Raw genomic sequence first — 23,697 nt, forward strand, 5'->3', positions numbered from 1 at the left:
GGCCGGTTGCGCAAGCACCGGCCTCATTCGCTAAGTCATTGTTGCGGCCGTTTAGCCGGCCAGGTCTTTCAGGTCATTTACAAGGTCGGTCTTCTCCCAGGAGAAAGCACCTTCATTGTCAGGCTGGCGCCCGAAATGACCATAGGCCGCCGTCTGAGCGTAAATCGGACGATTGAGACCGAGCGCGGTACGGATACCGCGCGGGCTGAGGTCCATGACATCCATGAGACGCTTTTCCAGCTTGCGCTCGTCGGTGTTTGACGTGTCGTGCAGATTGACGTTCAGCGACAGCGGCTGGGCCACGCCGATGGCGTAGGACAGTTGCAGCGTGCAGCGCTTGGCGAGACCTGCTGCGACCACGTTCTTGGCGAGATAGCGCGCAGCATAGGCTGCTGAGCGGTCCACTTTGGACGGGTCCTTGCCGGAGAAGGCACCGCCGCCGTGAGGCGCCGAGCCGCCATAGGTGTCCACAATGATCTTGCGGCCGGTAACGCCGGCATCCCCATCGGGGCCGCCGATCACGAAGTTGCCTGTCGGATTGACGTAGAACTTGTCTTCCTTTGGCAGCCAGCCTTCTGGCAGCACTTCTTTTACGATCGGACGGACAAGCTCGCGCATCTCATCGGCCGAGACGCCATCCCTATGCTGGCTGGACACGACAATCGCGTCGATACCGACTGGCAGGCCATCGCGATAGGCCATGGTGACCTGGCTCTTCGCATCGGGCTCGAACTCCGGGCGTTCGCCGGAGTGGCGGAGTTCCGCCATACGCTTGAGAATGCGGTGTGAGAAGGAGATCGGAGCTGGCATGAGCTCGTCGGTCTCATCGCTGGCATAGCCGAACATGATGCCCTGATCGCCGGCACCTTCTTCGGTGTATGTACCAGTGCCCTCGTCAACGCCAGCGGCAATGTCTTCTGACTGCCCATGCAGCCAGTTGTGCAGCTTCAGCTTCTCCCAGTGGAAACCATCCTGCTCATAGCCAATATCCTTGATTGCGTTGCGTACAACGTCTTCGACCATGTCGTCAGTGATGGTGTCGGGACCACGCATTTCGCCCAGCAGCGCGACTTGGTTCGTCGTTGCTGCGGTTTCACAGGCAACGCGTACACGCGATGGGTCATATCCTGCTTTCAACGCTTCCCGGAAATAGAGATCGACGACCTCGTCAGAGACGCGGTCGCACACTTTGTCTGGGTGGCCTTCAGAAACACTTTCGCTCGTGAAAAGAAAATCTGTTGGTGTCAAAACAAATCCCGGTTGTTAGAGTGAATGGATGGGGGCTCCATAGGGGTTTAGGGGCCTCCCGGCTAGACTCACTCAGGAATTAGTTGAGTTGACTGCAGCTGCTGCACGGATTGTGGCCAGTAGCGATTTGCGAAGACTTTCATCCTCAATCTGCTGGAAAGCCGCCAGTAGCTCCATGGCCTCCTGGTCCATAAGGGGCAGGGGAGCTGCAGGTTCCGCGTCTTCATTAAAACCGCCCTCCGGCAGGCCGAGATAGTCCTCTGCGCCCTCATAGAAGTAGAGGACTGGAATATCGAGAACCGTAGAAAGCTCGTAGAGCCGCCCAGCCGAAATCCGGTTGACACCTTTTTCGTATTTCTGGACCTGCTGGAAGGTCAGGCCGAGCTTTTCTCCCAGCTGTTCCTGGGTCAGACGCAACTCCCGGCGTCTCCATCGCAGCCGCTGTCCTACGAGGTGGTCGATCTTGCTGGGCAGCTTACTCTCTGACATTCTGGCCTTCCGCGGGAAACACTACAATCATGTGCTCTCTACCGTCGCCATGACAGGAAGGCCAGTACGGCAAAGCCCGTCAATGTCAGCCAGAACAGTGCCGGCCCGAATTTCTGATAAGGCGTTGTAGATAATGCTTTGGGCAGTGCAGCGCGAACCACTGAAGATTCCCATCCCTGCGGATCATCATCCATGCGTGCGCCACGGGCTGTCTCCCGGCCCATACCGTCCACAACAGCTGTGGCACCGCGGCTCGCAACACGGGCCATCGGCAGGCCGCTTTCGATGGAGCGGTACCTGTTTTGGGCATAATGCTGTGCAGGGCCCATACCGCGCCCGAACCAGGCATCATTGGATATCGTGACAATCCATTCTGCGTCACTTCGCTGAGGTCCGGCTTCCCGGATCACTTCCGGGAAGAGGCCTTCGTAGCAAATCAGAGCGATAAAGGGCGGAAGATTGCCAGGAAGAAGAACCATCGGTTCGGTCCCGGGCGTAAAACCGCTTGTCGCCAGTTGCTGCATCGCGCCTGGCAGGAAACCGGACATTGATTTGCCGAAAGGTACGATTTCGCTGGCAGGAAGCTCGCCGAACGGGACTAGGCGATGCTTGTCATACAGGGCGATCAATTCAGCGCGCCCGTTTTCCGCCTGCAGGACCGCCAGGCTGTTGAAGAATGTACTTTCGTTTCCGTCGAAGCTGCGCCGGTTGGTTCCGGCAATGAGTGTACGCGCTCCAAGATGGGTGGAAATCGTATCGAGGGCATAATTGTTGGAAAGCAGCGCGAAGGGAAGGGCACCTTCGGGCCAGATCACGACATCGCCGGCTTCGCTTTCAACATTTTGAAGAAAACTGCCGTATCGTTGCAGGACCTGTTCGCCGATACCGCTATATTTCTGTGCCTGCGGTACGCCAACGTCCATCAATACGACGTTTTGACGGCTCATTTCAGGGGGCTGCGAAACACGTTGTGCGCCCCATGCCCATCCGAAGCCCAGAAGGATGACAGCAACCATGGCGGGGGTGGTCCGCAGTATTATGCTACGGCTTTCGCGTGTGTCGACCAGGGCTGCCGGTGCCGTGCAGACAAATAGCGTCAACAGGGTCAACCAGTAGACACCCCCAAGGGATGCGGCCTGGGACATTGCACCTCCCGGTGCCCATGTGGTGCCGAAGATGTTCCAGGGAAAGCCGCCGAACAAGTGCCCGCGCAAGAGTTCACAAAGCGCCAGAAAGAGCGCGAGAATGAATATGCGAGACGGTGAGGCAGACCAGAACGCCCCGGCCAGGCTTGTCCCGGCACCCCAGATGAGGGCCATGCCGCCCGGCAGGAGCAATAAGGGCATCCAGAGAAAAACGGCGTGCTTTTCTGGCTCAACGAGAAAGGGTGCGGCTGTCCAGTACATGCCAACCAGAAAGAACCCGAAGCCGAACGCCCAGCCGCGCATGAACATGGCCCGGCCCCAGCGTGGCAGGGTGCGCGCGCCGTCCATCATCCAGATCAGTGCGGTGACGGATATGACAAGTGCTGGTGTGATATGAAACGGCGCAAAGGCCAGCGCTGCGAAAGCCCCCAGCAAGGCGGCAACGCCACAAGCCATCCAGCCAGATAGTCTTGCGAGGGCTTCATGGACGGGCCCTAGCGCTGAAAACCCGTAGCTGCGTATTCTCTCGCTCAAGCAATTTCCTCGGCAGGCAACTGACGCACAATCAAGCGTTCAATACGCCGGGCATCGCCTTCAAGGATCTCGATTTCCGCGCCGTTAGGATGGCGCAGGACTTCTCCCCGAAGCGGTACTTTACCTGCGATCGCGAAAGCGACACCGCCGAGTGTGTCGACCGCGACATCAAGGTCGGGAATATCGAGATTGATGCCAGCCTTGTCCATGAAGTCGGAAATTTCCATACGGGCATCCGCTTCCCATGCATGCCGGCCGCGGCGAACCACCATGGCCGGATTGTCGTCGTGTTCGTCTTCAATGTCCCCGACGATCTCTTCCATGAGGTCTTCAAGGGAGAGCAGGCCGTCGGTGCCGCCATACTCGTCGACAACCAGGGCCATGTGAATCCGGCTGGACTGCATTTTCACAAGAAGATCAGACAGACGCATGGAAGGGGGAACAAACAGAATGTCCCGGCGCAGCCTTTCCAGGGGGCGGTCCATACCGTCGCCCCCGCGCGCGATCTCGCCGACAACGTCCTTGATGTGGACAAGGCCGATCGGGTCATCCAGCGACTCCCGGTAGACGGGCAGCCGTGAATGGGACTCTTCGGCGTACAGCTGAATTAGCGCCGGCAGGTCCGTGCCCAGTTCCACACCCACGATTTCAGCGCGCGGCACCATGACATCGGCGACGCGGGCCTGTTCGAATTCGGCGAGTCGGAAGCGCAATTGCTGGGGCGAATGGCGTGTGGGCATGAATTCCGGAACGTGATGTTCCGGTTCCGGGGTGCGCCGCCTGCGGAAGCTGAATAGCCGCGGACGGCGCCGTCTCTCTCGATCAGTACTGTCGGTCATTTCCCTAACACTCAGGATTGGGGGGAGTATGGATCAGCGATGCCGAGGGTGGCAAGCGCCCTTATTTCCAAATCCTCCATTTCACGGGCTTCTGTGTCTTCCATGTGATCATGGCCGAGAAGGTGCAGGTAGCCGTGGATGAGAAGGTGGCTAAGATGGTTATCGAGCGTGATGGACCTGGTCTCGGCGTCAGAGCTGGCGATGCCCAGTCCGACCGCGATATCCCCCAGGAACGGCGCTTCCAGCGGATCTGCCGGAAAGGAGAGGACGTCGGTCGGCCTGTCCTTGCCGCGCCAGTCCCGGTTGAGCTGGTGCATCTCAGGGTCATCGGTAAGCAGAAGGGCAATCTCGCCGGGTGTGCCTGCGATATCGAAACCGGCAGACAGCGCGTTGAGGCAATGTTCCTCGATCTGCGGGATGGCCTTATGCCAGCCAGCCGCCTCAACGCGCAGATCAAGCATGATGCTCATCGGTCTGGTCCGGAATCCCTGTCATAGGCACGTATGATGCGCGAGACGAGTGCATGACGGCGGACATCACGCGCGCTGAACTCGACAATGCCAACGCCTTCGACGCCTTCCAGTATGCCGAGGGCATGTCTGAGGCCGGAAGGTGTATTCTTCGGCAGGTCGACCTGACCGGGGTCGCCGGTCACGACCATGCGGGAATCACGGCCGAGTCGTGTCAGCACCATTTTTGTCTGGCCAACCGTGGCGTTCTGGGCCTCGTCCATGATGACGAATGCATTCTTGAGTGTGCGGCCACGCATGAAGGCGAGAGGGGCGACCTCGATAATCTTTTTCTCTCGCATGCGCTCTACCTGATCCGGTCCCAGGACTTCGTTGAGCGCATCCCAGATGGGACGAAGATAGGGCTCTACCTTTTCTTCCAGATCCCCCGGCAGGAAGCCGAGATTTTCCCCCGCTTCGACAGCAGGGCGGGTGATGATCAAACGTTCCTTGGTCTTCTTGCGCAGCTCAGCCGCGCCTGCAGCGACAGCCAGGAACGTCTTGCCGGTGCCGGCCGGGCCAACGCCGAACACAAGCTCCGTTTCAGGGCGCGTCAGCTTGTCGATATAGACGGATTGTGTGGTCGTCTGCGGCATGACCGGCACGCGCAGGCCGGTCAGCGAGCCATAGCTTTCTGCTGGGGCGCGAGCCTGGTCGATGGCACCTTCGAAGACATCTTCCCCTGCCTGGGGATTTGTCTTCAGCATGCGCTCGAAGGCTGCGAGTGTGGCTTCGGCAGCGCCAACCGCATCAGCCGAGCCGGACAGCCGTATGCTGCCGCCCTGGCTTTCAGCTTCCAGCTTTCCGTCGATAAGTGCCATCTCCAGCTTCATCAGATTGCGATGCTGGGGGCCGCAGATCGCCGGGAGCTGAGCGGGATTATCCGGTGTATAAAGGCGGGTGACGTTGCCTTTCACTCAGGCGGCCTCCACCGCAGTGGCGTATTCACCTGTCAGTGAATTGAGGGTGGCCCCGACAACTTTTACGTCCACGATCTGGCCAATGAGATGGTCTGGCGCATCGAAGTGAATCGCCTGCATCCATGGGCTGCGTCCGTGCATCTGGCCGGGGTTGCGGCCTTTGCCAGTAACAAGAACCGGAATTGTCTCGCCAATCTTTGAAGCGTTGAATTCGCCCTGTTGCTCACGCAGGAGCGCTTGCAGGCGCTGGAGGCGCTCGTCCTTCACCTCCTCCGGGACGTGGCCGAACATATCGGCTGCAGGTGTGCCGGGACGCGGGGAGTATTTGAAGGAGTAGGCGATTGCATAGCCCACTTCACGCACGAGGTTCATCGTGTCCTCGAAATCCTGGTCGCTTTCACCCGGGAAGCCGACGATGAAATCGCTCGCCAGCGCAATGTCAGGGCGGGCTTCTCGTATACGACGCAGGCTGTCGAGATAGCTTTCAGCGGTGTGGTCGCGGTTCATCGCTTTCAGGATGCGGTTTGAACCGGATTGCACTGGCAGGTGCAGGAAAGGCATCAGCTCCGGCGTATCGCCATGCGCGGCAATCAGGTCATCATCCATGTCGCGCGGGTGGCTGGTCGTATAGCGGATGCGCTCGATTCCGCCGATTTTCGACAGGTGGCGTGCCAGCTGTCCGAGGCTCCACTCGTTGCCACCTTCAATCTCCGGCGGCGCGCCATGCCAGGCGTTTACGTTCTGGCCGAGAAGTGTGATCTCGCGTACGCCCTGCGATGCGAGGCTGCGAGCTTCGGCGACGATGGCATCAACCGGCCGGGACAGTTCTGCACCACGCGTATAGGGCACGACGCAGAAGGTACAGAACTTGTCGCAACCCTCCTGCACGGAGAGGAAGGCGCTCGGACCATCGGCTTCACGCGCTTTGGGCAGCGCGTCGAATTTTTCCAGTGTCTCGAATTCCGTTTCGAGACGTTCTCCCACTGCACGGCTGGCGCGGGCCACCATCTCAGGCAGTTTGTGATAGGCCTGCGGCCCCAGCACGAGATCAACGGCTGGCTGGCGGCGCATGATTTCCGCCCCTTCGGCCTGGGCGACGCAGCCTGCCACCGCCACGGTCATTTTGCCGCCCGCGGCTTCCTTCATCTTCTTGATCTGGCCAAGCTCGGAATAGACTTTCTCGGTCGCCTTTTCACGGATGTGGCAGGTGTTCAGCACGACAAGGTCTGCATTTTCGGCCGTGTCGACGGGTTGGTAGCCAAGCGGGCGCAGCACGTCGCGCATGCGCTCGCTGTCATACACATTCATCTGGCAGCCATACGTCTTGATAAAGAGACGCTTGGGGGTGTTTTGCGAAGTCTGGACGCTCATCCGCGCGCTTATGACTCAAAACCGGCTTCGGGGCCAGAGTTGGTGCCAGTCTTGTTGCAAGTTTGCCTGGCTAGTCTTTCTTGAGCGGTACGCCATAAAGCTCCAGCCGATGGTCGACGAGCTTGTAGCCAAGCTTTTCCGCAATCTCGACCTGAAGGCGTTCAATTTCCTCAGACTGGAATTCAACGACATCCCCATTGCGTACATCGATAAGGTGGTCGTGATGTTCTTCTGGCACTTCCTCGAAGCGGGCCCGTCCATCGCGAAATTCATGCCGCTCGATGATGCCGCTTTCCTCGAAAAGCTTGACCGTACGGTAGACCGTGGCGAGCGAGATCGAATTATCGACTTCATTGGCACGTCGATGCAGTTCCTCCGCATCGGGATGATCTTCAGATGATGACAGGACGCGCGCAATGGTGCGGCGCTGTTCCGTCATTCTCAGGCCTTTTTCGGCGCAAAGCTTTTCTAGGCGTTCCATGATCCGTTCATGCCTCCGATTCCGCAGCGTGTCCAGCCAGAGTGCGTGACATCAGTATGGCATCCACACGCTTCTCACCATGTCGTTGATAATAGTTTTTCCGTCGTCCGTCTTCGCAGAAGCCGTACTTTTCATAGAAGTGTTTTGCGGGGGTATTGTCTGCGGCGACCTCAAGTAGCAGGCGGTCGATGCCATAAGGACCGAGTAGTGGATAGAGGCCGGCGATAAATTGGCCTGCAAGGCCCCGGCGGCGATGCTCAGGGTCAACGGCGAGGGTCAGGATTTCCGCATCTGGCTGCACGCGTTGAACGAGGATCATACCGTGCACTTTCTCATCTTCGCGTTTTGCAAGGGCAAGTACGGATGGAGCGGACAAAGAGTCCCTTAAGGCCGTAACCGTCCACACATCTTCGCTGGCGAAGCACCGTGCATGAAGGGTGTGGGCGTACGGTGCATCTTCAGGTGTCAGCAGGCTCAAGCCCGCATTCATGGCTGCTTTCCGCCAGGCAGGGCAGCATCGGGTGCGCGCACATAGACCGGTTGAGCACGCGGCGCCTCCGTGCCGGTGTCTTCAGTGACCCTCGCGGCATGGCGTGCGGCCGGTCTTGCGCTGTGCACTTCCTGTTCGGGCAATTCTGCCGCCAGTGCTTCAAGGCCTGTGCCGTAGACCATGTGAGGATGCGCCCGCAATTCGTTGACGAGGGCGTCGAGAGCTATTTCCTCTGGTTCGGCCACGGCAGCACCCGTGCGAAATCGCTGGGCCCAGTAACTGATTTCGGGTGGTCGGCGTTTAGCAGGCAGCAGAATGATCGCAGACCCCTGCTGGCCAGAAGGAAGCGCGGCTTCAAGGCTGGTGACGCCGATGCAGGGCACATCGAGTGCCAATGCAAGACCCCGTGCAAAGGATATTCCCACTCTGACGCCGGTAAAACTGCCCGGTCCGGTAACGACGCCAATTCTGTCAATGACGTCCAGGGTTTTTCCGCCTGCCTCGACAGTCTGGGTGACAAGCCCGGGCAGACGGGCATCTTGGCCGCGCACCATCTCTTCCCGTATTTCATACAGGAGTGTGCCGCCTTCAAGCAGGGCGATATCGCAGGCTGGCCCTGACGTATCTATTCCGAGGACCAGCATGAATTCATCCGTTTACAGAATCTGGCAGGCTTCTTCGAAGGCAAGACGAGGGCTGCGTTCGAAAATGGTGCTGTCATCGCCATGTCCGATCGCGCAGAGGAAGTTGGAGCGCCAGTGGTGCGTGCCTTCATTGTCGGCAAAGAATTCCAGGTCGACCCCATCGCGATTGAAGCCGGACATTGGCCCGCAATCAAGGCCAAGGGCGCGGGCCGCCATCATCAGGTAGGCTCCCTGCAGGGTTGCATTTCTCTCAGCATGTTCCTGACGGGCTTCAGGATCGGCAAACCAGTCCTTCGCACCAGGATTGTGCGGAAAGAGCTGCGGAATTTTTTCATGGAACATCAAATCGTTCGCGATGATGCAGACCCATGGTGCCTGCATCGACTTTTCCTGATTGCCTTCCATGAGGTGCGGTTTGAGGCGCTTTTTGGCTTCGTCGGACTGGATGAAGACGAAACGGGCAGGAGAGCAATTGGCGCTGGTGGGGCCCATTTTTGCGAGGTCGTAAACGGCCCGGATCAGGGTTTCCGGTACGGACTTGTCCACCCAGCCATTATAGGACCTGCCATCGCGCCAGATGAGGTCGAGCGCATAGTCGTTGACCGGATCGGACATACCGTTTCTCCTTGCTTTTAATTGGCTTAAAGGGCCGCCTCGACAGCATTTACCTCGGGAACATAGGCTTTCAACATGTTCTCGATGCCCTGCTTCAGTGTCATGGTCGAGGATGGGCACCCTGCACAAGCGCCGCGCATCGTGAGGTGCACGATCCCACCATCAGCATCGTAGCGCTGGAAAGTGATATCGCCGCCATCCTGTGCCACGGCTGGGCGAACGCGCGTTTCGATGAGTTCGAGGATTTCCTCGACGATCTCTGCGGTCTCGCCTTCGTAATCGGAGGCCGTCGTCGCCCCCTCGGCCTGTGGCTGTGGATCTGCGCCGTCGCTGATAACCGGCAGCCCGGCCACATAGTGATCCATGATCGCGGCGAGAACCATCGGGCGAACATGTTTCCAGTCCGCGCCCTCTGTCTTGGATACAGACAGGAAGTCCGCGCCGAGGAATACACGCGTCACATTATCCACCTGGAAAATGGCCTGGGCGAGCGGGCTTGTCCCGGCCTCCGCTTCGCTTGCGAAGTCAAACGGCCCAGCACCCCCAGCGACGGTCTCGCCGGGGAGAAACTTGATCGTGTCAGGATTTGGTGTCGGTTCGGTCTGTATGAACATGCTCTGCCTGTCCTGTCTTGTTCATGAACCAGATGGACTGTGTGGCGGTGGCTTTCAAGCTGCGAGCAGCCTTAGGACTCAGACTCGCCTGCGAAGGCACCTTCTGCAATTTCAGAAGAGGCGCCCTCTGTTGTGTTCCCCTGTTCTGCATGGAGAGAAGTGGCCAGAGCTTTAGTGGCGTCACTCGCCTGGCGCAGGTGATAGGCCATCATCGCAAGGTGGTCTGCCATGAGACGGGCATTTCCGGATTGGCTGGAGACCAGAAGTGGATCAAGCGTGGCCGCGCGGCGCCAGCTTGCCTCGATCCGGTCGAGCTGGTCCATGACTGAAGGCTGGACGGCAATTTCCGGCGCTGCGGCAAGGCTTGCGCCCAGCAGCTGGCTGGCAACCTGCGCACGGGCGCGAGCCTCGAAGAAGGCTTCTATGTCCCCGTCCGATGCAGGCCAGCCATCTCGTGTGCCGATCCTTTCGCCCAGCCGTTCATAGGAAGCGTCAGCCCAGGCCGCGAAAAGGTTCAGCTCTGCAATGACATTCTCTAGCGTCGATGTGTTCGCTGCCAAGTTCCTTTCCAGCCGCCCTTCATAGCGGGCCAGTGCTTCAGCCGCAGCCATGAGCCGGGGAATTTGCTCAAGGCCCGGATCTGGCGACAGAAGCCGGGCGGCGGCAGATAGGTCCGGGTCAGCATTACCCCCGGATGTCTGGGCATTCACCGCCATAAGTCCTGAATACTGGCTAAGCGACTCCGCAATGGATGCCTGCCAGGCCGGCAGACCCGTCAACCGGGCTTGCGGGTGCCAGGCAGAGCGGTCGGACGCCCAGCCTGGACCTTCGACCTCACGTCCGATCAGGGTCATGGCGACACCCGTTTCAGGTGATGCCCATGGAGTCTTGGCCGAGAGGACAATCGGGTCGTCATTGATCTCATGAGATGTGATGACGAGTGCGGGATAAATCCCAAGCAGGAGGAGAATGGCCAGAACCTGCATCGTGCGTACGGCGCGATGCCACCAAAGAGATGCGGTGTGCATAAGTGGGGACGGTTCAGCTTCGTCGAGATACTGAGCGGGCAGATTGGTGCCTATGAGCGTTACAGCGCGAGTATCTTCGCGCGGCTGGACCGGCAATTTCTCTACGTTACTCATACAGTCACCCGGCGGTGTTCCTTCACCCAGAGCGATGAGTGTTGCCGCCAAGACACAGGTTATCAAGTCGTTAATTCACGAAACGGCAAAAAAAGTTGCGTTGGAAAATTATTGTGCAAGGCGTTTCGTGATCCGAATCACGGGCGTCAGAAGGCTCCGAGCGCTGCACCAACGACTTCTCCGGCTTCGCGAATGGCTTCGCGGGCCGGCATCGAAACGGCTGTCAGGTTCATGAAGCCATGAACCATTCCGGAATGCTCGCGGATTGTCACTGGTACGCCGTGGGCAGCAAGCTTCGAAGCATAAGCCCGGCCTTCATCCTTGAGCGGGTCCCATCCGCACAGAACCATGTGGGCTGGCGGCAGTCCGCGAAAATCTGCATCCGGGGCAAATAATGGCGAGACGCGTGGGTCCATCCGGTCTGTGACCTGGTGGATGTAAGCATCACGGAAATAGTCGAACAGGTTTTGCGACAGGAAAAAACCTTCCTGGAAAGTGGATTTCTTCGACCGGATATCGATGAACTGGACAAGCGGATAGAGCAGGAGCTGAAAGGCAGGAGCGGGCCCATCGGTACGGTTCATCTCCTGCGCAAGGAAAGCCGAGAGGTTACCCCCCGCGCTATCACCTGCAACGCAAAGCCGGTCAGGGTCCATCTTGAGAAGGTCGGTTCGCTGGGTCGCCCATTCCCAGACGGCAATGGCATCTTCATGTGCGGCCGGAAAGGGGTGTTCGGGGGCAAGCCGGTAGTCGACTGACAGGACGCGGCAGCGCGATGCAGACGCCAGGCGCCGGCAGATCATGTCGTGGCTGTCGAGGTCGCCAAGGACAAAGCCGCCGCCATGAAAGAAGATGATGCCGGGCCCCGGCCCGATACCAGCGCCAAGAGGGGTATAGAGGCGTGCTTTCAGTGCAGTCTCGGCACCATCGACGGGCAGGGTCGAAATCTCAGCCAGCTCGGGGGCATCACGTTCTACTGAGCGGCTTGCACGGTAAAAGCTGTGGCGCAGGCGATCAGTCGACTGTTTCCAGTCGAGTCCATTAAAGTCCGGGAGCTTGAAACGCTCCAGAAAAGTCCTGATTGCTTCGTCGATTGCCATCAGCCCAACCTATATCCAGAAAATCAGGATCGTAAGGCGTTTGATCGGCAAAATTGCGGCAGCAATCAACTCGTCTGAAGCTGGTACAGGTACCACCGCCATGCACCGCTCTCCAGGAGGCGCATCATGGTGGCCCAGAGGCGGCCTTTCGTGACATCAGGCAGCCTGTCCACTTTCGTGATAATATCCACGCCGAGTACGCAGAAGTCCGTTTCGGAAAAGGCGGCGTCCATCTGTGTCCGGCGCTTGCCTTCTGTCGTCAGTAACCGGCTGAGCCTCATGTCTGTCATCAGTGACAGGCCGAGCTGTTGCAGGGAGGCCTGGTCGGGAGCGGCGATCCCGCTGTGCAGGACCGGATCCTTCCGGGCGTCGCGAACGGCATTCATGAGCAGTGTCTCGGTGGTGGCGGCAAAGTTGTAGAGGGGTGTGCCATGCTCCAGGTGCTCAAAGACGACTTCATAGAACTCCTGCTTTGGTAGGCTGGCATAGGCCAGCAGGTCATCTCCCATGCAGTAAGGCGCGCCTGAGGCTGATAGTCTTTCAAGACCGTTCCTGACGTGGTCGAGAAGGGCATTGAAGTGTTCGGTATCCGCACGGCTTAGCCGGTCGAGATTGTCCCGGATATCTTCAGCCCCGGCATGCAGTAGGACTAATCCAAGTCGAGCATGGCTCCTGCCTGTTCTGGCGTGCGAGATTTCCGTTTCCAGGTCGGCGGCTCTGGCCGGAAATGTATCGCTATAGGCTTCGATAAAGGCCTGCGTAGGCGCGTCATCGAATACGGCTTCCAGCTCCTCCTGGCCGGCTGAAAGTCCCTGCGTCCTGTCCACCTCACTCGTGCCTTGTCCGGTGACGTCCGGCATGAAGACCAGCGCGAAGAAAACGGCTGTTGTAATGCAGGTTGCCACCAGGGCGAGACCAAGCCCGTTCGATGGTTTCCTGCGATGCTCCTGCATGTCAGGCATGGCCCGGCTCATTCGCTATTGTCTGTCAAAGACTTAGCATGGGCTGGACCATAATCATAAGAGCCTTGTTCAGGTTTCCACGACACCTTGTCCCGGGGCTTCGGTGAAAAGACTCCTGACCAGGTCGTCACGCCGGTCGCTGACGGCGCGCTGGTTGACGTAGCCCTTGTCCGTGATTTCCCCGGCATCGATGGAAGGCGGTTCCGTCATCACAAGGAAGCGTTTTATTCGACGCGAAGAACCTTTTTCCTTCGCATTGTAGGCTGCGACTTTTTCCTTCAGTTCGCCTGTCAGGCGGATGAAGGCTTTCTGCATGTCGCCGCCAGCTTCTTGCACATAGGATTCGAATGTAGCCTGTGCAGGCCAGAACATTGCGGCTGCAAAATCCTTGTCCTGCCCGACGAGCACGGCATCGAAGACCAGCGGCGAGCAGGCCGCTACAAGGTCCGGCCGCAGCGTACCGACACTGACCCATGTGCCGCTGGAAAGCTTGAAGTCCTCACCGACACGGCCATCAAAGATGATGCCCTTGTTGGGATCATCTTCATCAACCATGCGTGCAGCGTCCCCGAGCTTGTAATAGCCTTCCTCGTCGAAGGCCTCGGCATTCTTTTCCGGCAGGTTGTGATAGCCATCCATGACGCTCGGGCCTTTTACGCGGACTTCGAGCTTCGCCCCGACGGGTACCAGTTTCAGCGTCATGCCCGGCAAAGGCAGGCCGATCAGGCCGACACGCTCGACCTCCCAGTGAACCACTGTGATACCTTGCGTCTCGGTCGCGCCATACATCGTGACGATCGGAATGCGCTTGCCGGTCGCCTTGATGGCAAGGTTCTGCAAGCGATCATAGAGGTCGTCAGAAAGCGTGGCACCGCCATAGCCGATTGATTTCATATTCTTGAAGAAGGCGTGCAGCAGTTCGTCATCCTTTTCCATCGCGTCAGCCAGCATGGAAAGTGCGATGGGGGCGGTACCGAACGTCGTCGGGCTGACTTCCCGGATATTACGGATCGTCTCTGCGAACAGTTGCGGTGTCGGCTTGCCGCCATCAATCCAGAAGGTTGCCCCGTTCCAGAGGGCCCCGTTGAAGTTCACGTTTGAGCCGGAAATGTGATTCCATGGCAGCCAGTCGAGCACTTGCGGGATTTCGTCCGGATCATGGTCCGGATCACGGCCGTCATCCCGCAGGCCCTCCTGCCCGCCGATCATCGAACACATAGCCCCTTGCGTGGTCGGGACAGGCTTTGGCATGCCGGTGGAGCCTGAGGTGAAGAGATATTTCGCGACCGTGTCGTCGTTCAGGGTCGACATGGCCTTGCTGACCGCGTCGGTAGGCTCGGTCTGTGTCATCGTGTCGAAGGCGCGCACCTCATTGGTCGCGCCGTCCTTGGCGATGACCGTACAGCCATGATCGCCAAGGGCTTCAAGCGCCGGTTTGAAGGTGTCCAGCTCCTGAACGAAGATGACTTTCGGGCTGACCGTATCGAAGCAATGCTTCAGCTTGCCGAAGTCATGCGACATGGTGGAATAGGGCACTGAAATCGGGGCAGCAGGTGCGCCGATTTTCTGTGCGGCAATGATAACCAGCGCGCTCTCGATCGTGTTGCCTGAAAGGATCATGACAGGCGAGGCCGGTCCGGCACCCATGTCGAGAAATGACTGGGCGAGGGCATCTGTCTGCGCCTTGCCTTCTGCGTATGTCAGCATGCGCCAGGCATCTGTCTCTGGATCGCGCTGCTTCAGCCATGGGCGGTCAGGGTGCTCGGCCGCACGCTCATCAAGGCAGTGGGGGATTGTCTTCGGCCGGTCTCCCGGCCCCTGGCGTGGAGTCAGATAGATCGTGCCATCGGGCTTGCGGACCATTTCAATGTCCGGCTCTTTCTGCGGCAAGGGGCGAAAGGGCGGAAGCGCCTGTCCGTCAGCCATTGGTCTCTCCCTCTGGATTTTCTCGTTGGCCGGGATTTTACCCACTCCCCAACCGAATCCAAGCGAAACAGGAAGTTGACTTTGCGTTAGCCGGGGCATGCCCTATCGGAAATGATAGGTCACATGGAATTGAGCCGGTAGGCTGAAATCTGGGTGTGCAGCCGTTGCGCCTTTTCTGCCATCCTGCTGAGGTCGGCAGGTAGTTCAGGCGAACCGGACCGGGGGGCGCCAAACCCCGTTGATTGCCACACCGCGTCATACCAGTGCGGGGCCCATACCCCATCCTCGGGTTTCGGTCCGGCCTCCCAGGAGAGCATGTCATCCGTATAAGGAATGCCGAGTGCGCTGCAAAGTGTTTCCAGCATGCCGGGCGGATCGGCGAGAAGGTCGTCGGAATCAATGACGGGCGGTGCCTGACCGGTCATCTGGCAGACCCGGTCGAACAGTTCTGCCTGCTGTGGCACGCCGATCGCTTCCAGACTGACCTCCTCCATCTTTCTGGCATAGGAGGCGAGCACGCGGGCCGGATCACGAATAAGGAAGGCGTTCCGGACTTTGCCCATCCAGTCGCGGGGAAGGGCATGCGCCATGTGATGCGTCATGTGTTTCTGGTAGAATACAGGCTTATCGTCCGGCACAGGCCCAAGCAGCTGGCGGGCCACGTCCCTGCCATCAGTCGATTGGGCAGCAAGAATGGCATCCTGCATGGGATGGACGGTCCCTGTCGCGCTCAGATAGGCTGCATAGAAAGGCTCATCCACGCAGGCAGTGTCGGTCCGCGCGCCAAAGCTTCGCATCATCGTGGTCGACAGGTTGCGCGGGCCTGACCACATGGCGATACGGGCCGGCTCACTCATGTGATCGGTGTCAGGCTTCGCGAGACGAGCTGCTGATAGAGCGCTGTGATCTTCTGGGCCATCGGCCCCCGACCTGCTCGATCGTCCGTCCATCGACTTCGCGTACAGGTGTGACGCCGGCGAACGTACCTGTCACGAAGGCTTCATCGGCAGAATAAACGTCGAACAGGGAAAACCGCTTCTCCCGGACCGGGATGCCGGCCTCCTGGCAGACCCGTATAATGTTTCCGCGCGTTATCCCGCCAAGGCAATAGTCTGGCGGGGACGTCCAGACCTCGCCATCGCGCACGATGAAGAAGTGCGTCGAATTGCATGTTGCCACGAAACCGTCCGCATCGAGCATCAGCCCCTCATCGGCGCCGGCCTTGTCGGCCTGGATGCAGGCGAGAATACAGTTCAGCTTGGAGTGTGAGTTGAGCTTCTGGTCCTGCTCGGCCGGGCCTGTGCGACGCACGTGCACCGTGAACAGCGACAGGCCCTTCTCGACCACTTCTGGAACGGGCGACTTGTATTCCGGTATGATGACCACGGTCGGCTTGGTGATCGTGAAGCGCGGGCCCTGATAGGGAGTTTTCTTGATCCCGCGTGTGACCATGAGGCGGACATGAACCCCGTCCGTCATCTCCTGCGTTTTCAGACACTCAAACAGGCGCTTTGTGAGCTCTGTTTTCGTGAGGCCGATGTCCATGTCGATGGTCTTTGCGCCGGCGTAAAGCCGTTTCAGGTGCACATCGAGAAAGGCGACGCCACCATCCTTGACACGAAGGCCTTCCCAGACGCCATCGCCCAGCAGGTACCCGCTGTCAAAAACTGAAACGGTCGCTTCGTCGCGATGCTTCAGTTCGCCATTGATGGAGACGAGCACGTCTGCATTGCGTGGATCGTAGACAAAGTCGTGGACGCCGTGGGGTTCATCTTCCATGATGGATCAACCCACCCGGCGCTCGACGCCGTCCCAGTAGGGTTCGCGCAGGTCCTTGCGCAGGATCTTGCCAGACGGATTGCGGGGCAGTCCCTCAATGAAGTCGACGGACTTCGGGCACTTGTAGCCGGCGATCTTCTTCTTCGTCCAGGAGATGATGGCCTCTGCATCTGCTTCAGCGCCTTCTTTCAGGACGATGATCGCCTTGACGGCTTCACCCCATTTTTCGTCCGGAATACCGATCACGGCGACATCGGCAACATCCGGATGGCTGAACAGGGCGTTCTCGACCTCCGCCGGATAGACGTTTTCACCGCCCGAGACGATCATGTCCTTGATCCGGTCATGAATGAAGAGAAAGCCGTCCTCGTCGAAATACCCAGCATCACCCGTATGGAAGAAACCGCCACGTAGCGCTTCCTCTGTGGCCTCTTCCCGGTTCCAGTAGCCTTTCATGACATAGTCGCCCCTGATGACGATCTCGCCGACTTCGCCTTGCGGCACCGGATTGTCTTGCGGGTCGACTACACGCACGACCGACCCCGGATAGGGCACGCCGCAGGAACGCAGTTTGTCCCAGGAAGGATCGTGGGCTTCAGGTGGCAGGTAAGTGCCGAGCCCGACTGTTTCTGTCAGCCCGTAGAGCTGGGTGAACTTGGCTCCGAAGAGATCGACCGCGCGCTTCAGAAGATCTTCGGCGATCGGCGAGGCGCCATAGGAGATTGTCTTCAGGGAGGAGAAATCCCGGTCATCGACGCCCGGATACTGGCTCAGCATCAGGATCACAGCCGGAACCCAGAAGGCGTGATTGATATTGTGCTCCTCAACCAGATCCAGAATTACCTTCGGATCGATTTCGCGCAGGACAACGGTCTTGGCGCCCTGGGCTGTGGCAAGCACACCGATATTGCACCCGGCCACGTGGAAAAGCGGCATGGCATTCATCACTGCGTCGCCTTCATCATAGGCGGCCCAGTCGAGCTTCGAGGCTTCTTCGAACACGGCGTTATAGTTTGCGTTGGTTAGCATCACGCCCTTGGGCAGGCCGGTCGTGCCGGACGTATAGAGCTGGATGACATCATCATTGCCTTGCGGGACAATGCCGGGTGCATCCGCATTCTGCGAGTCACGCCATTCGCGGAAATCCGGCCATTCGGCATGGCCGCCATCTATCGCGATGATCTTTTTCAGTTCAGGGCATTCCCCGGCAATCTCCTGAGCGGCCTCGTAGAAATCCGCCGAAACAAAGAGGACCTTTGCGCCGCTGTCGGACAGGATGAACTGCATTTCCGGTGGTGCGAGGCGGTTGTTGATGCCTGTCATGGCCGAGCGGGATTTCGCGCATCCGAACAGCATCTCGTAATAGACGGCCATGTTCTTGCCGAGATAGGCGACTCTGTCGCCGGGCTTCACGCCGAGAGCAACAAGGCCGTTGGCAATCTGGTTGGCGCGGGTGTCCAGCTGGGCGAATGTCGTGGTCTCGCCTTCAAACCAGAACGCATCCTGTTCAGGAATTTTTTGCGCCTGGACGCGCGGAATGTCGGCGAGGTGCGGCATGGCGACGGGATCGAGCATGATCTGGGCTTCCTCTTGTGCTTCTGTGTATATGCTGTACCGCATGAAGGCGTTTTCAACGCGCGAAGCAAGCCCTCGAAGCTGATAGGGCGGTAACAGAAAAGGGGCTGAACACGATCATGGCTGGTCCGCAATCCATTATCCTTCACCACTATGAGCGATCTCCCTATTCGGAGAAGATCAGGCTTGCCCTGCGTATGAAAAACCTTGGCTGGTCTTCTGTCGAGATCCCGAACATCATGCCCAAGCCCCTGCTTATGCCGCTGACGGGCGGCTACCGGAAAACGCCGGTTATGCAGATTGGTGCGGATGTTTTCTGTGACACGGCCATGATCCTGCGCGTCCTGGAGGAGCGGTTTCCCATGCCTGCGCTGGAGCTGCCCGGGCATGAAGGGCTGTCCAGCATGATCGGGGCATGGACAGATGGAAAATGGTTCCAGACAAGTGTCGGCGTGATTTTTGGTGCCATTGGCGACCATGTGCCCGAAGCTTTCAAGAAAGACCGCGAGGCGCTGTCAGGACGCCCCTTCGACACAAAGGCAATGGCAGCTGTAGCGCCAATGCTGCGCGACCAGTGGCGCGCACAGCTCATGTGGATCGAGGAGCGCCTTGAAGGCGGCCAGGGGGCCGGTGGCGGGCAATGGATAGTCGGCATGAAGCCGGGGCTTGTTGATGTCCACGCGCACATGAATCCGTGGTTCATGGAGCAGAATGTGCCCGATTTCCTCGAAACATGCTTCAGGTCTGCGCCGCGCACGAAGGACTGGTACGAGCGCATGAAGGAAATCAAGGGGCAGACCCCTGAAGAGATTTCAGGTGAAGCCGCCCTCGATATCGCTCTCAACGCTGCCCCCCGTCTGAAAGCGGCCCAGACAGACGGCGAATGCCAGGAATTTCAGCCTGGTGAGCACGTCGCGGTTGCGCCGGACGATTATGGCCGAGACTGGGTCGAGGGCGAGATCGTCATTGCCACCGCGGAGCGCATTATCCTGCATCGCCATGATGACAAGGCCGAGACCATAAACATCCACTTTCCGCGGACGGGCTTCATGGTCCGGCGGGTGGAATAGCGGTTCAGGCGGTCTCAGTCGTCATTGCCACGAAGACATCTTCGAGGTTTGGCTGCGATGTCGCCAGGTCGGCCACTCCGATGCCAGCCTCACGTACCTGTTCGAGCAGGCGGCCGATGCCGGTCTCGCTGTTGCGGTAGGCGATTTCGAGATCACCCGAACTAAGCAGCTTGATGTCGAGAGTCTTCAGGTTCTCCGGCACACTCGTCAGCTCTTCGCGCGGCGTGACCCGCAGGATGCGCTGGTCGAGGCGTTTAAGCAGCTGGGCGGTGGGTTCGGAAGCGATGATGTCGCCATGATTTACGATGGCGATCTGGTCACAGAGCTCTTCAGCTTCTTCGAGATAGTGCGTTGTAAGAATGATCGTCGTGCCGGATTCGTGCAGGCGGCGTACATAACTCCAGAGCGAGCGGCGCAGCTCGACATCGACGCCTGCTGTGGGTTCATCAAGGATTAGGACGGGCGGGTTGTGGACCAGTGCCTTGGCGATCATCAGCCGGCGTTTCATGCCTCCTGAGAGCTGGCGGACATAGGCGTCACGTTTGTCCTCAAGCCCGACAGCCTCAAGAATCTCTGTCGTGCGCCGCTCGGATTTCGGTACGCCATAAAACCCTGCCTGAAGCTCCAGGGCTTCTTCGGGTGTGAAGAACGGGTCCATGGTGACTTCCTGGTTCACCACGCCAATGGCGGCACGGCTGGCACGCGGATGCGCGTCGATGTCCATGCCCCATATGCTGGCCGTGCCATTGGTCTTGGTGACCATGCCGGCCAGGATATTGATGAAAGTCGACTTGCCCGCACCATTGGGGCCCAGAATGCCGAAGATTTCTCCGCGTGGTATCTTCAGGTCAATTCCGTTAAGCGCGCGCTTCTCTGGCATCTTGCCGGATGCGGCATAGACCTTTTCAAGCGCCTTGGCCTCAATGGCATAGTCGGGTGCGGACATGGAGCCTCCGTAATCACGTCGAGCGCGCTATATAGGAAGCCGAAGCCGATAGCTAAACCGCTATCGGTGTGTCTTTTTGTTTTTGCTGTGCGCGCTTGAAGGCGGGACGCTCGCGGAGCCGCTCGAGATAGGATTTGCAGGTCGGGGTAATGCACGGCTCCAGTGGCGGCAGGACGCTCGCAAGCAGGATCGCGTAACCGATGGCGATATCGGCCATGGTGAACCGGTCGCCCACAAGCCACATCGCGTGCTCAAGACGTCGTTCCACAGCCGTCAGCCGTCCGGCGAACCACATCCTGTAATCGTCCGACACCTGCGGCTGACGGCGGTTTTTCGGTTCCAGCATCTCGTAGCGCAAGACCAGTGTCTGCGGAAAAGTGAGCGTCGCGTCGGAGAAGTACATCCAGTTGAGGTAAGCGCCGAAATCAGGCTCGTCCGGCCCGACGACAAGCTCGGTCGGTCCGTGCTTGCGCCCAAGATATTCGCAGATGCCGGTTGATTCCGTCATCTTCGTTTGCCCGTCCGTGAAGAAAGGGATGGTGCCGAGCGGATTTATGTCGAGATAGGGCTTGTGGTGAACGCGGGGTGGGAAGGGCAGATTGATGAGCTCATAGTCGAGCCCCAGTTCTTCCATCGCCCAGAGCGGGCGGAATGAGCGCGCATTGCGGCAATGATAGAGTGTCGGTTTCATGGGTGGGGCCTCCCGCGTCTGGCTGGCCTCATGCCGTGCCTGATTGACCTGATGGCTGGACAGGCTCTACCTATGCGCCACAATGAATGCGGGCAATGCTGACATCGGGGAAGCAGGAAAGATCATGTCGACCAAATCACTGCCGGAAGCGCCGGAAACCATCGTGACAGACGAGCACCGTGTGGCCTGTGATGGCGGCAACGGCCCGCTTGGCCATCCGATCGTCTGGTACGAGATGGGCGACGATGAAATGGTCGAGTGTGGCTATTGCGACCGCCGCTTTGTGCTTGAGGGCGGCCGCTACGACCCGAATTCGCCGGGTATCTAGTTGCCGGAAGTTCCGGTCTTTCTCTGTTTGCGGTCTGCCCGCCAGAGGCTGAAGATCTTCGGTCCGTCAACAAGATAGCGTTTTGCCATGCGCTGCGGCTCGTTTGTCAGCCTGTGCAGCCATTCTAGCCTTGCCTTGCGCATCCACTCCGGTGCGCGCCGGCTTTTGCCTGTCAGGAAGTCCAGGCTCGCGCCGCAGCATAGGCCAACCCCCTGAACGCCACCATGCTCGCGTGCCGCCATGGCCACCATTTCCTGCTGTGGCGAGCCGACACACAGAAAGTGGAAGCGTGCTGGATTGTCCGCCATGAATTCTGAGGCACGCCGGATCGCTTCGGGGTTCTTGCGCAAACCCATCGGTGCGTCATGCCAGCGGACATCGGAAAGCCCGAACTTGGCTTTCAGGGCCGTAATCTCGCTGGCTGTGCAACCGATAACGACGACGGGCTCATCCGTGCTCACCTCTTTCTCGAAGAGCGTCTGCACGACGTCTGCGCCGGGAGAGGCCGGCAGGTGCAGCCCGTCCCACTTTGCGAGGAGTTCCAGGACACGGCTATCGTTCAGGATAAGCCCTGCGGTCTCGTATAGTGTGCGCAAGGCCGGATCGCGGTAAAGCCGGACCATGTGGTCGACATTTGGGGTAACGACGTACCAGAAACCGTCTGAGTCAAGCGCGTTCGCGGCGATTGTGCGCGCAGCGTTGCGGGTCGCCATGGCCTGGAAGTCCAGACCGAGAAATCGCGTGGACTCGCCGCTCTGGGTTGCGGCGGCAAGTTCATTCTGGAGGGCTGTCCGGGAAGCCTGCATGGTGAGCTCCTTTGCAGGTGATGCCTAGTAAGTGCTGCTATGTCTTGTTCTGGTCGTCCGGTTTGCCCGGCTTTTTCCCGTAATCGTGTTTGCGTAGCAATCCGCGTAGCTGATGATAGCTCAGGCCAAGCAGGTCTGCAGCTTTTCCCTGATGGCCATCATGTGCGGCGAGGGCGGCATCGATCAAGGCTGTTTCAAAAAGTTTAGTCTGCTCCTCGAACGGGATGCCGAGTTTCGGTTTTGGGAGTTTCTGATCAAGCGCGTCAGATGGTGGCTCGGGGGTATCTTTCAAGTCCGCTGGCGGGCGGAAAGGAGATGCAAATGGATCAAGGGCTTCCGGTTCGAACCGCACGGGCTCACTTGTCGGCACGCTCAGCGCCCGGGCAGTCACGCGCTGGGCGAAGTTGCGCAGCTCGCGAACATTCCCCGGCCAGTCATGTGCATCAATTGCCGCAACCGCCGATGGCGCCCAGCCGGGAAAGTCTTCCAGCATTTCGCGGGCCATGCGTCGGGCAAAAAAATCTGCCAGCAGGCTGGCATCGCCTTTCCGGTATCTGAGCGGGGGCAATGTGATCACTTCAAAGGCCAGCCGGTCGAGCAGGTCGGCACGGAACCGGCCACGCCTGACGGCTGAAGGCAGGTCGATATTCGTCGCCGCAACCACGCGGACATCGGTGGTGAGGACTTTTTCCCCGCCCAGGCGCTGGAACTCGCCATACTCGATGACGCGCAACAGCTTTTCCTGGACCCGCTGTGAAGCCGTGGCGATCTCGTCGAGAAAAATCGTGCCGCCATCAGCAAGTTCAAAACGGCCCTGGCGGCGTTCGGTCGCCCCGGTAAATGCCCCGCGCTCATGGCCGAAGAGCTCTGAATCGAGAAGATCGTCTGAAAGGGCGGCGCAATTGACCTTCACATATGGCCCGTCCCAGCGCCGCGACAGGAAGTGAAGCCGTTCGGCGATGAGTTCCTTGCCGGTGCCGCGCTCGCCGATCACGAGGGCGGGCCGGTCCAGCGGGGCCAGGCGGGAGACATGTTCCAGCGCTGAAAGCCACTCTGGCGCTTCGCCGATTATCTGGGGAGCATCACCTAACATATAGTCAAAATAACGAAAAGATAAGGCAAATCAATTAAATATAATCGTCAATAATGCTAAATCTTGAATCACAAAGAATACCATTTGGAAAATAATATCAATAATAACAATGCATTATATGGTTCACGCAAAACTGGCACGGTCCTTGAAATAGAAAGGCCATACAGGCGATGGGCGTCGCCAAAATGAAAGAAGGACCGAAAAGACAATGACCGACCGCTCTTATGACACACGCTACTCATCTGGCCGCAGTGATTCAGGCCGTTTTGGCCACTGGCTCGCCACGCGGCCGGCCGAATGCTGGATGTTCTTTGCTGCCGGTGTCTTCCTCGGCGGCTTGTTCTTCTAAGGCCCGTAAGAGACCTGAAGTGTTTCCTCCC

General features: G+C 58.9%; 26 protein-coding genes. 3 read left to right on the forward strand and 23 right to left on the reverse strand.

What is annotated here, in order from left to right; all coding sequences use genetic code 11:
- Positions 1–51 precede the first annotated feature (51 nt).
- From metK to Q1K31_RS15920, 19 genes are all read right to left on the reverse strand, one after another.
- On the reverse strand, positions 52–1,248 hold the full coding sequence (metK, locus tag Q1K31_RS15825) for a methionine adenosyltransferase (RefSeq protein WP_300381720.1): 1,197 nt from the start codon (positions 1,246–1,248) through the stop codon (positions 52–54).
- Positions 1,249–1,320: 72 nt separating this feature from the next.
- Positions 1,321–1,737 (reverse strand): helix-turn-helix domain-containing protein, encoded by a 417-nt coding sequence (locus Q1K31_RS15830; RefSeq protein WP_300381723.1) that lies wholly within the window; start codon positions 1,735–1,737, stop codon positions 1,321–1,323.
- 38 nt (positions 1,738–1,775) lie between these two features.
- A complete protein-coding gene (lnt, locus tag Q1K31_RS15835) occupies positions 1,776–3,416 on the reverse strand; it encodes an apolipoprotein N-acyltransferase (RefSeq protein ID WP_300381726.1) in 1,641 nt (546 codons plus the stop codon).
- Entirely contained in the window at positions 3,413–4,156 is a 744-nt protein-coding gene (locus Q1K31_RS15840) for a hemolysin family protein (RefSeq protein WP_300381729.1), read from the reverse strand. Before Q1K31_RS15840 ends, lnt begins: the two co-directional genes overlap by 4 nt.
- A 110-nt stretch (positions 4,157–4,266) precedes the next feature.
- Complete coding sequence (ybeY, locus tag Q1K31_RS15845) at positions 4,267–4,725, reverse strand: rRNA maturation RNase YbeY (protein WP_300381731.1); 459 nt, start codon at positions 4,723–4,725, stop codon at positions 4,267–4,269.
- Entirely contained in the window at positions 4,722–5,681 is a 960-nt protein-coding gene (locus Q1K31_RS15850) for a PhoH family protein (protein ID WP_300381734.1), read from the reverse strand. Before Q1K31_RS15850 ends, ybeY begins: the two co-directional genes overlap by 4 nt.
- Complete coding sequence (gene miaB, locus Q1K31_RS15855) at positions 5,682–7,055, reverse strand: tRNA (N6-isopentenyl adenosine(37)-C2)-methylthiotransferase MiaB (protein ID WP_300381737.1); 1,374 nt, start codon at positions 7,053–7,055, stop codon at positions 5,682–5,684.
- Positions 7,056–7,125: 70 nt separating this feature from the next.
- Entirely contained in the window at positions 7,126–7,536 is a 411-nt protein-coding gene (locus tag Q1K31_RS15860; RefSeq protein ID WP_300381739.1) for a Fur family transcriptional regulator, read from the reverse strand.
- Between the two features lie 7 nt (positions 7,537–7,543).
- Positions 7,544–8,026, reverse strand: a complete 483-nt coding sequence (locus tag Q1K31_RS15865) for a GNAT family N-acetyltransferase (RefSeq protein ID WP_300381741.1) — start codon at positions 8,024–8,026, stop codon at positions 7,544–7,546.
- Positions 8,023–8,670 (reverse strand): tRNA (adenosine(37)-N6)-threonylcarbamoyltransferase complex dimerization subunit type 1 TsaB, encoded by a 648-nt coding sequence (tsaB, locus tag Q1K31_RS15870; protein ID WP_300381744.1) that lies wholly within the window; start codon positions 8,668–8,670, stop codon positions 8,023–8,025. Before tsaB ends, Q1K31_RS15865 begins: the two co-directional genes overlap by 4 nt.
- Positions 8,671–8,682: 12 nt before the next feature.
- Positions 8,683–9,285, reverse strand: coding sequence for a malonic semialdehyde reductase (locus Q1K31_RS15875; protein WP_300381747.1), 603 nt, complete (start codon positions 9,283–9,285; stop codon positions 8,683–8,685).
- A 26-nt stretch (positions 9,286–9,311) separates the two neighbouring features.
- Positions 9,312–9,899, reverse strand: a complete 588-nt coding sequence (locus Q1K31_RS16695) for a NifU family protein (protein ID WP_367187598.1) — start codon at positions 9,897–9,899, stop codon at positions 9,312–9,314.
- A 71-nt stretch (positions 9,900–9,970) separates the two neighbouring features.
- Positions 9,971–11,041 carry a hypothetical protein gene (locus Q1K31_RS15890; RefSeq protein ID WP_300381750.1) on the reverse strand — a complete coding sequence of 357 codons (1,071 nt, stop codon included), beginning with the start codon at positions 11,039–11,041 and terminating at the stop codon, positions 9,971–9,973.
- Between the two features lie 146 nt (positions 11,042–11,187).
- Positions 11,188–12,141, reverse strand: a complete 954-nt coding sequence (locus tag Q1K31_RS15895) for an alpha/beta hydrolase (RefSeq protein ID WP_300381752.1) — start codon at positions 12,139–12,141, stop codon at positions 11,188–11,190.
- A gap of 65 nt (positions 12,142–12,206) precedes the next feature.
- Entirely contained in the window at positions 12,207–13,103 is an 897-nt protein-coding gene (locus Q1K31_RS15900) for a hypothetical protein (protein WP_300381755.1), read from the reverse strand.
- 69 nt (positions 13,104–13,172) lie between these two features.
- Positions 13,173–15,029 (reverse strand): AMP-binding protein, encoded by a 1,857-nt coding sequence (locus tag Q1K31_RS15905; protein ID WP_300381757.1) that lies wholly within the window; start codon positions 15,027–15,029, stop codon positions 13,173–13,175.
- Between the two features lie 119 nt (positions 15,030–15,148).
- Positions 15,149–15,886, reverse strand: coding sequence for an HAD family hydrolase (locus tag Q1K31_RS15910; RefSeq protein WP_300381760.1), 738 nt, complete (start codon positions 15,884–15,886; stop codon positions 15,149–15,151).
- A gap of 10 nt (positions 15,887–15,896) precedes the next feature.
- Complete coding sequence (locus tag Q1K31_RS15915) at positions 15,897–16,808, reverse strand: aminotransferase class IV (protein ID WP_300381763.1); 912 nt, start codon at positions 16,806–16,808, stop codon at positions 15,897–15,899.
- Positions 16,809–16,814: 6 nt separating this feature from the next.
- The gene (locus Q1K31_RS15920) at positions 16,815–18,383 is read right to left on the reverse strand and encodes a fatty acid--CoA ligase (protein ID WP_367187599.1); all 1,569 of its coding nucleotides are present in this window, start codon (positions 18,381–18,383) and stop codon (positions 16,815–16,817) included.
- A 119-nt stretch (positions 18,384–18,502) separates the two neighbouring features.
- On the opposite strand from Q1K31_RS15920, the gene Q1K31_RS15925 reads away from it, so the two are divergent.
- Entirely contained in the window at positions 18,503–19,453 is a 951-nt protein-coding gene (locus Q1K31_RS15925) for a glutathione S-transferase (protein ID WP_300381768.1), read from the forward strand.
- Between the two features lie 4 nt (positions 19,454–19,457).
- On the opposite strand, the gene Q1K31_RS15930 is transcribed toward Q1K31_RS15925, so the two are convergent.
- Together Q1K31_RS15930 and Q1K31_RS15935 are read right to left on the reverse strand one after the other, a co-directional pair.
- Complete coding sequence (locus Q1K31_RS15930) at positions 19,458–20,399, reverse strand: ABC transporter ATP-binding protein (RefSeq protein ID WP_300381771.1); 942 nt, start codon at positions 20,397–20,399, stop codon at positions 19,458–19,460.
- A 52-nt stretch (positions 20,400–20,451) separates the two neighbouring features.
- Entirely contained in the window at positions 20,452–21,090 is a 639-nt protein-coding gene (locus tag Q1K31_RS15935; RefSeq protein ID WP_300381774.1) for a glutathione S-transferase family protein, read from the reverse strand.
- 124 nt (positions 21,091–21,214) lie between these two features.
- Between Q1K31_RS15935 and Q1K31_RS15940 the strand changes: the two genes are divergently transcribed.
- On the forward strand, positions 21,215–21,418 hold the full coding sequence (locus Q1K31_RS15940) for a zinc-finger domain-containing protein (RefSeq protein WP_300381777.1): 204 nt from the start codon (positions 21,215–21,217) through the stop codon (positions 21,416–21,418).
- On the opposite strand, the gene Q1K31_RS15945 is transcribed toward Q1K31_RS15940, so the two are convergent.
- A complete protein-coding gene (locus Q1K31_RS15945; RefSeq protein ID WP_300381780.1) occupies positions 21,415–22,224 on the reverse strand; it encodes a WecB/TagA/CpsF family glycosyltransferase in 810 nt (269 codons plus the stop codon). The genes Q1K31_RS15940 and Q1K31_RS15945 overlap by 4 nt on opposite strands.
- Before the next feature lie 37 nt (positions 22,225–22,261).
- On the reverse strand, positions 22,262–23,317 hold the full coding sequence (gene pspF / locus Q1K31_RS15950; RefSeq protein ID WP_300381784.1) for a phage shock protein operon transcriptional activator: 1,056 nt from the start codon (positions 23,315–23,317) through the stop codon (positions 22,262–22,264).
- A gap of 208 nt (positions 23,318–23,525) precedes the next feature.
- Here pspF and Q1K31_RS15955 point away from each other — a divergent pair, with 208 nt between their 5' ends.
- Positions 23,526–23,666, forward strand: coding sequence for a hypothetical protein (locus Q1K31_RS15955; RefSeq protein ID WP_300381786.1), 141 nt, complete (start codon positions 23,526–23,528; stop codon positions 23,664–23,666).
- Positions 23,667–23,697: the final 31 nt, after the last annotated feature.

Origin of the sequence: Henriciella sp., from assembly GCF_029936995.1 — a bacterium.
Classification (GTDB): Bacteria; Pseudomonadota; Alphaproteobacteria; order Caulobacterales; family Hyphomonadaceae; genus Henriciella.

What these genes read in the sequence shown, in the direction of transcription:
- Q1K31_RS15830 (WP_300381723.1), bottom strand. Translation starts at nt 1,737, where the DNA reads ATGTCAGAGAGTAAGCTGCCCAGCAAGATCGACCACCTCGTAGGACAG.
- Q1K31_RS15840 (WP_300381729.1), bottom strand. Translation starts at nt 4,156, where the DNA reads ATGCCCACACGCCATTCGCCCCAGCAATTGCGCTTCCGACTCGCCGAA.
- ybeY (WP_300381731.1), bottom strand. Translation starts at nt 4,725, where the DNA reads ATGAGCATCATGCTTGATCTGCGCGTTGAGGCGGCTGGCTGGCATAAG.
- miaB (WP_300381737.1), bottom strand. Translation starts at nt 7,055, where the DNA reads ATGAGCGTCCAGACTTCGCAAAACACCCCCAAGCGTCTCTTTATCAAG.
- Q1K31_RS15860 (WP_300381739.1), bottom strand. Translation starts at nt 7,536, where the DNA reads ATGGAACGCCTAGAAAAGCTTTGCGCCGAAAAAGGCCTGAGAATGACG.
- Q1K31_RS15865 (WP_300381741.1), bottom strand. Translation starts at nt 8,026, where the DNA reads ATGAATGCGGGCTTGAGCCTGCTGACACCTGAAGATGCACCGTACGCC.
- tsaB (WP_300381744.1), bottom strand. Translation starts at nt 8,670, where the DNA reads ATGCTGGTCCTCGGAATAGATACGTCAGGGCCAGCCTGCGATATCGCC.
- Q1K31_RS15875 (WP_300381747.1), bottom strand. Translation starts at nt 9,285, where the DNA reads ATGTCCGATCCGGTCAACGACTATGCGCTCGACCTCATCTGGCGCGAT.
- Q1K31_RS16695 (WP_367187598.1), bottom strand. Translation starts at nt 9,899, where the DNA reads ATGTTCATACAGACCGAACCGACACCAAATCCTGACACGATCAAGTTT.
- Q1K31_RS15890 (WP_300381750.1), bottom strand. Translation starts at nt 11,041, where the DNA reads ATGAGTAACGTAGAGAAATTGCCGGTCCAGCCGCGCGAAGATACTCGC.
- Q1K31_RS15895 (WP_300381752.1), bottom strand. Translation starts at nt 12,141, where the DNA reads ATGGCAATCGACGAAGCAATCAGGACTTTTCTGGAGCGTTTCAAGCTC.
- Q1K31_RS15900 (WP_300381755.1), bottom strand. Translation starts at nt 13,103, where the DNA reads ATGCCTGACATGCAGGAGCATCGCAGGAAACCATCGAACGGGCTTGGT.
- Q1K31_RS15905 (WP_300381757.1), bottom strand. Translation starts at nt 15,029, where the DNA reads ATGGCTGACGGACAGGCGCTTCCGCCCTTTCGCCCCTTGCCGCAGAAA.
- Q1K31_RS15910 (WP_300381760.1), bottom strand. Translation starts at nt 15,886, where the DNA reads ATGAGTGAGCCGGCCCGTATCGCCATGTGGTCAGGCCCGCGCAACCTG.
- Q1K31_RS15915 (WP_300381763.1), bottom strand. Translation starts at nt 16,808, where the DNA reads ATGGAAGATGAACCCCACGGCGTCCACGACTTTGTCTACGATCCACGC.
- Q1K31_RS15920 (WP_367187599.1), bottom strand. Translation starts at nt 18,383, where the DNA reads ATGCTCGATCCCGTCGCCATGCCGCACCTCGCCGACATTCCGCGCGTC.
- Q1K31_RS15925 (WP_300381768.1), top strand. Translation starts at nt 18,503, where the DNA reads ATGGCTGGTCCGCAATCCATTATCCTTCACCACTATGAGCGATCTCCC.
- Q1K31_RS15930 (WP_300381771.1), bottom strand. Translation starts at nt 20,399, where the DNA reads ATGTCCGCACCCGACTATGCCATTGAGGCCAAGGCGCTTGAAAAGGTC.
- Q1K31_RS15935 (WP_300381774.1), bottom strand. Translation starts at nt 21,090, where the DNA reads ATGAAACCGACACTCTATCATTGCCGCAATGCGCGCTCATTCCGCCCG.
- Q1K31_RS15940 (WP_300381777.1), top strand. Translation starts at nt 21,215, where the DNA reads ATGTCGACCAAATCACTGCCGGAAGCGCCGGAAACCATCGTGACAGAC.
- Q1K31_RS15945 (WP_300381780.1), bottom strand. Translation starts at nt 22,224, where the DNA reads ATGCAGGCTTCCCGGACAGCCCTCCAGAATGAACTTGCCGCCGCAACC.
- pspF (WP_300381784.1), bottom strand. Translation starts at nt 23,317, where the DNA reads ATGTTAGGTGATGCTCCCCAGATAATCGGCGAAGCGCCAGAGTGGCTT.
- Q1K31_RS15955 (WP_300381786.1), top strand. Translation starts at nt 23,526, where the DNA reads ATGACCGACCGCTCTTATGACACACGCTACTCATCTGGCCGCAGTGAT.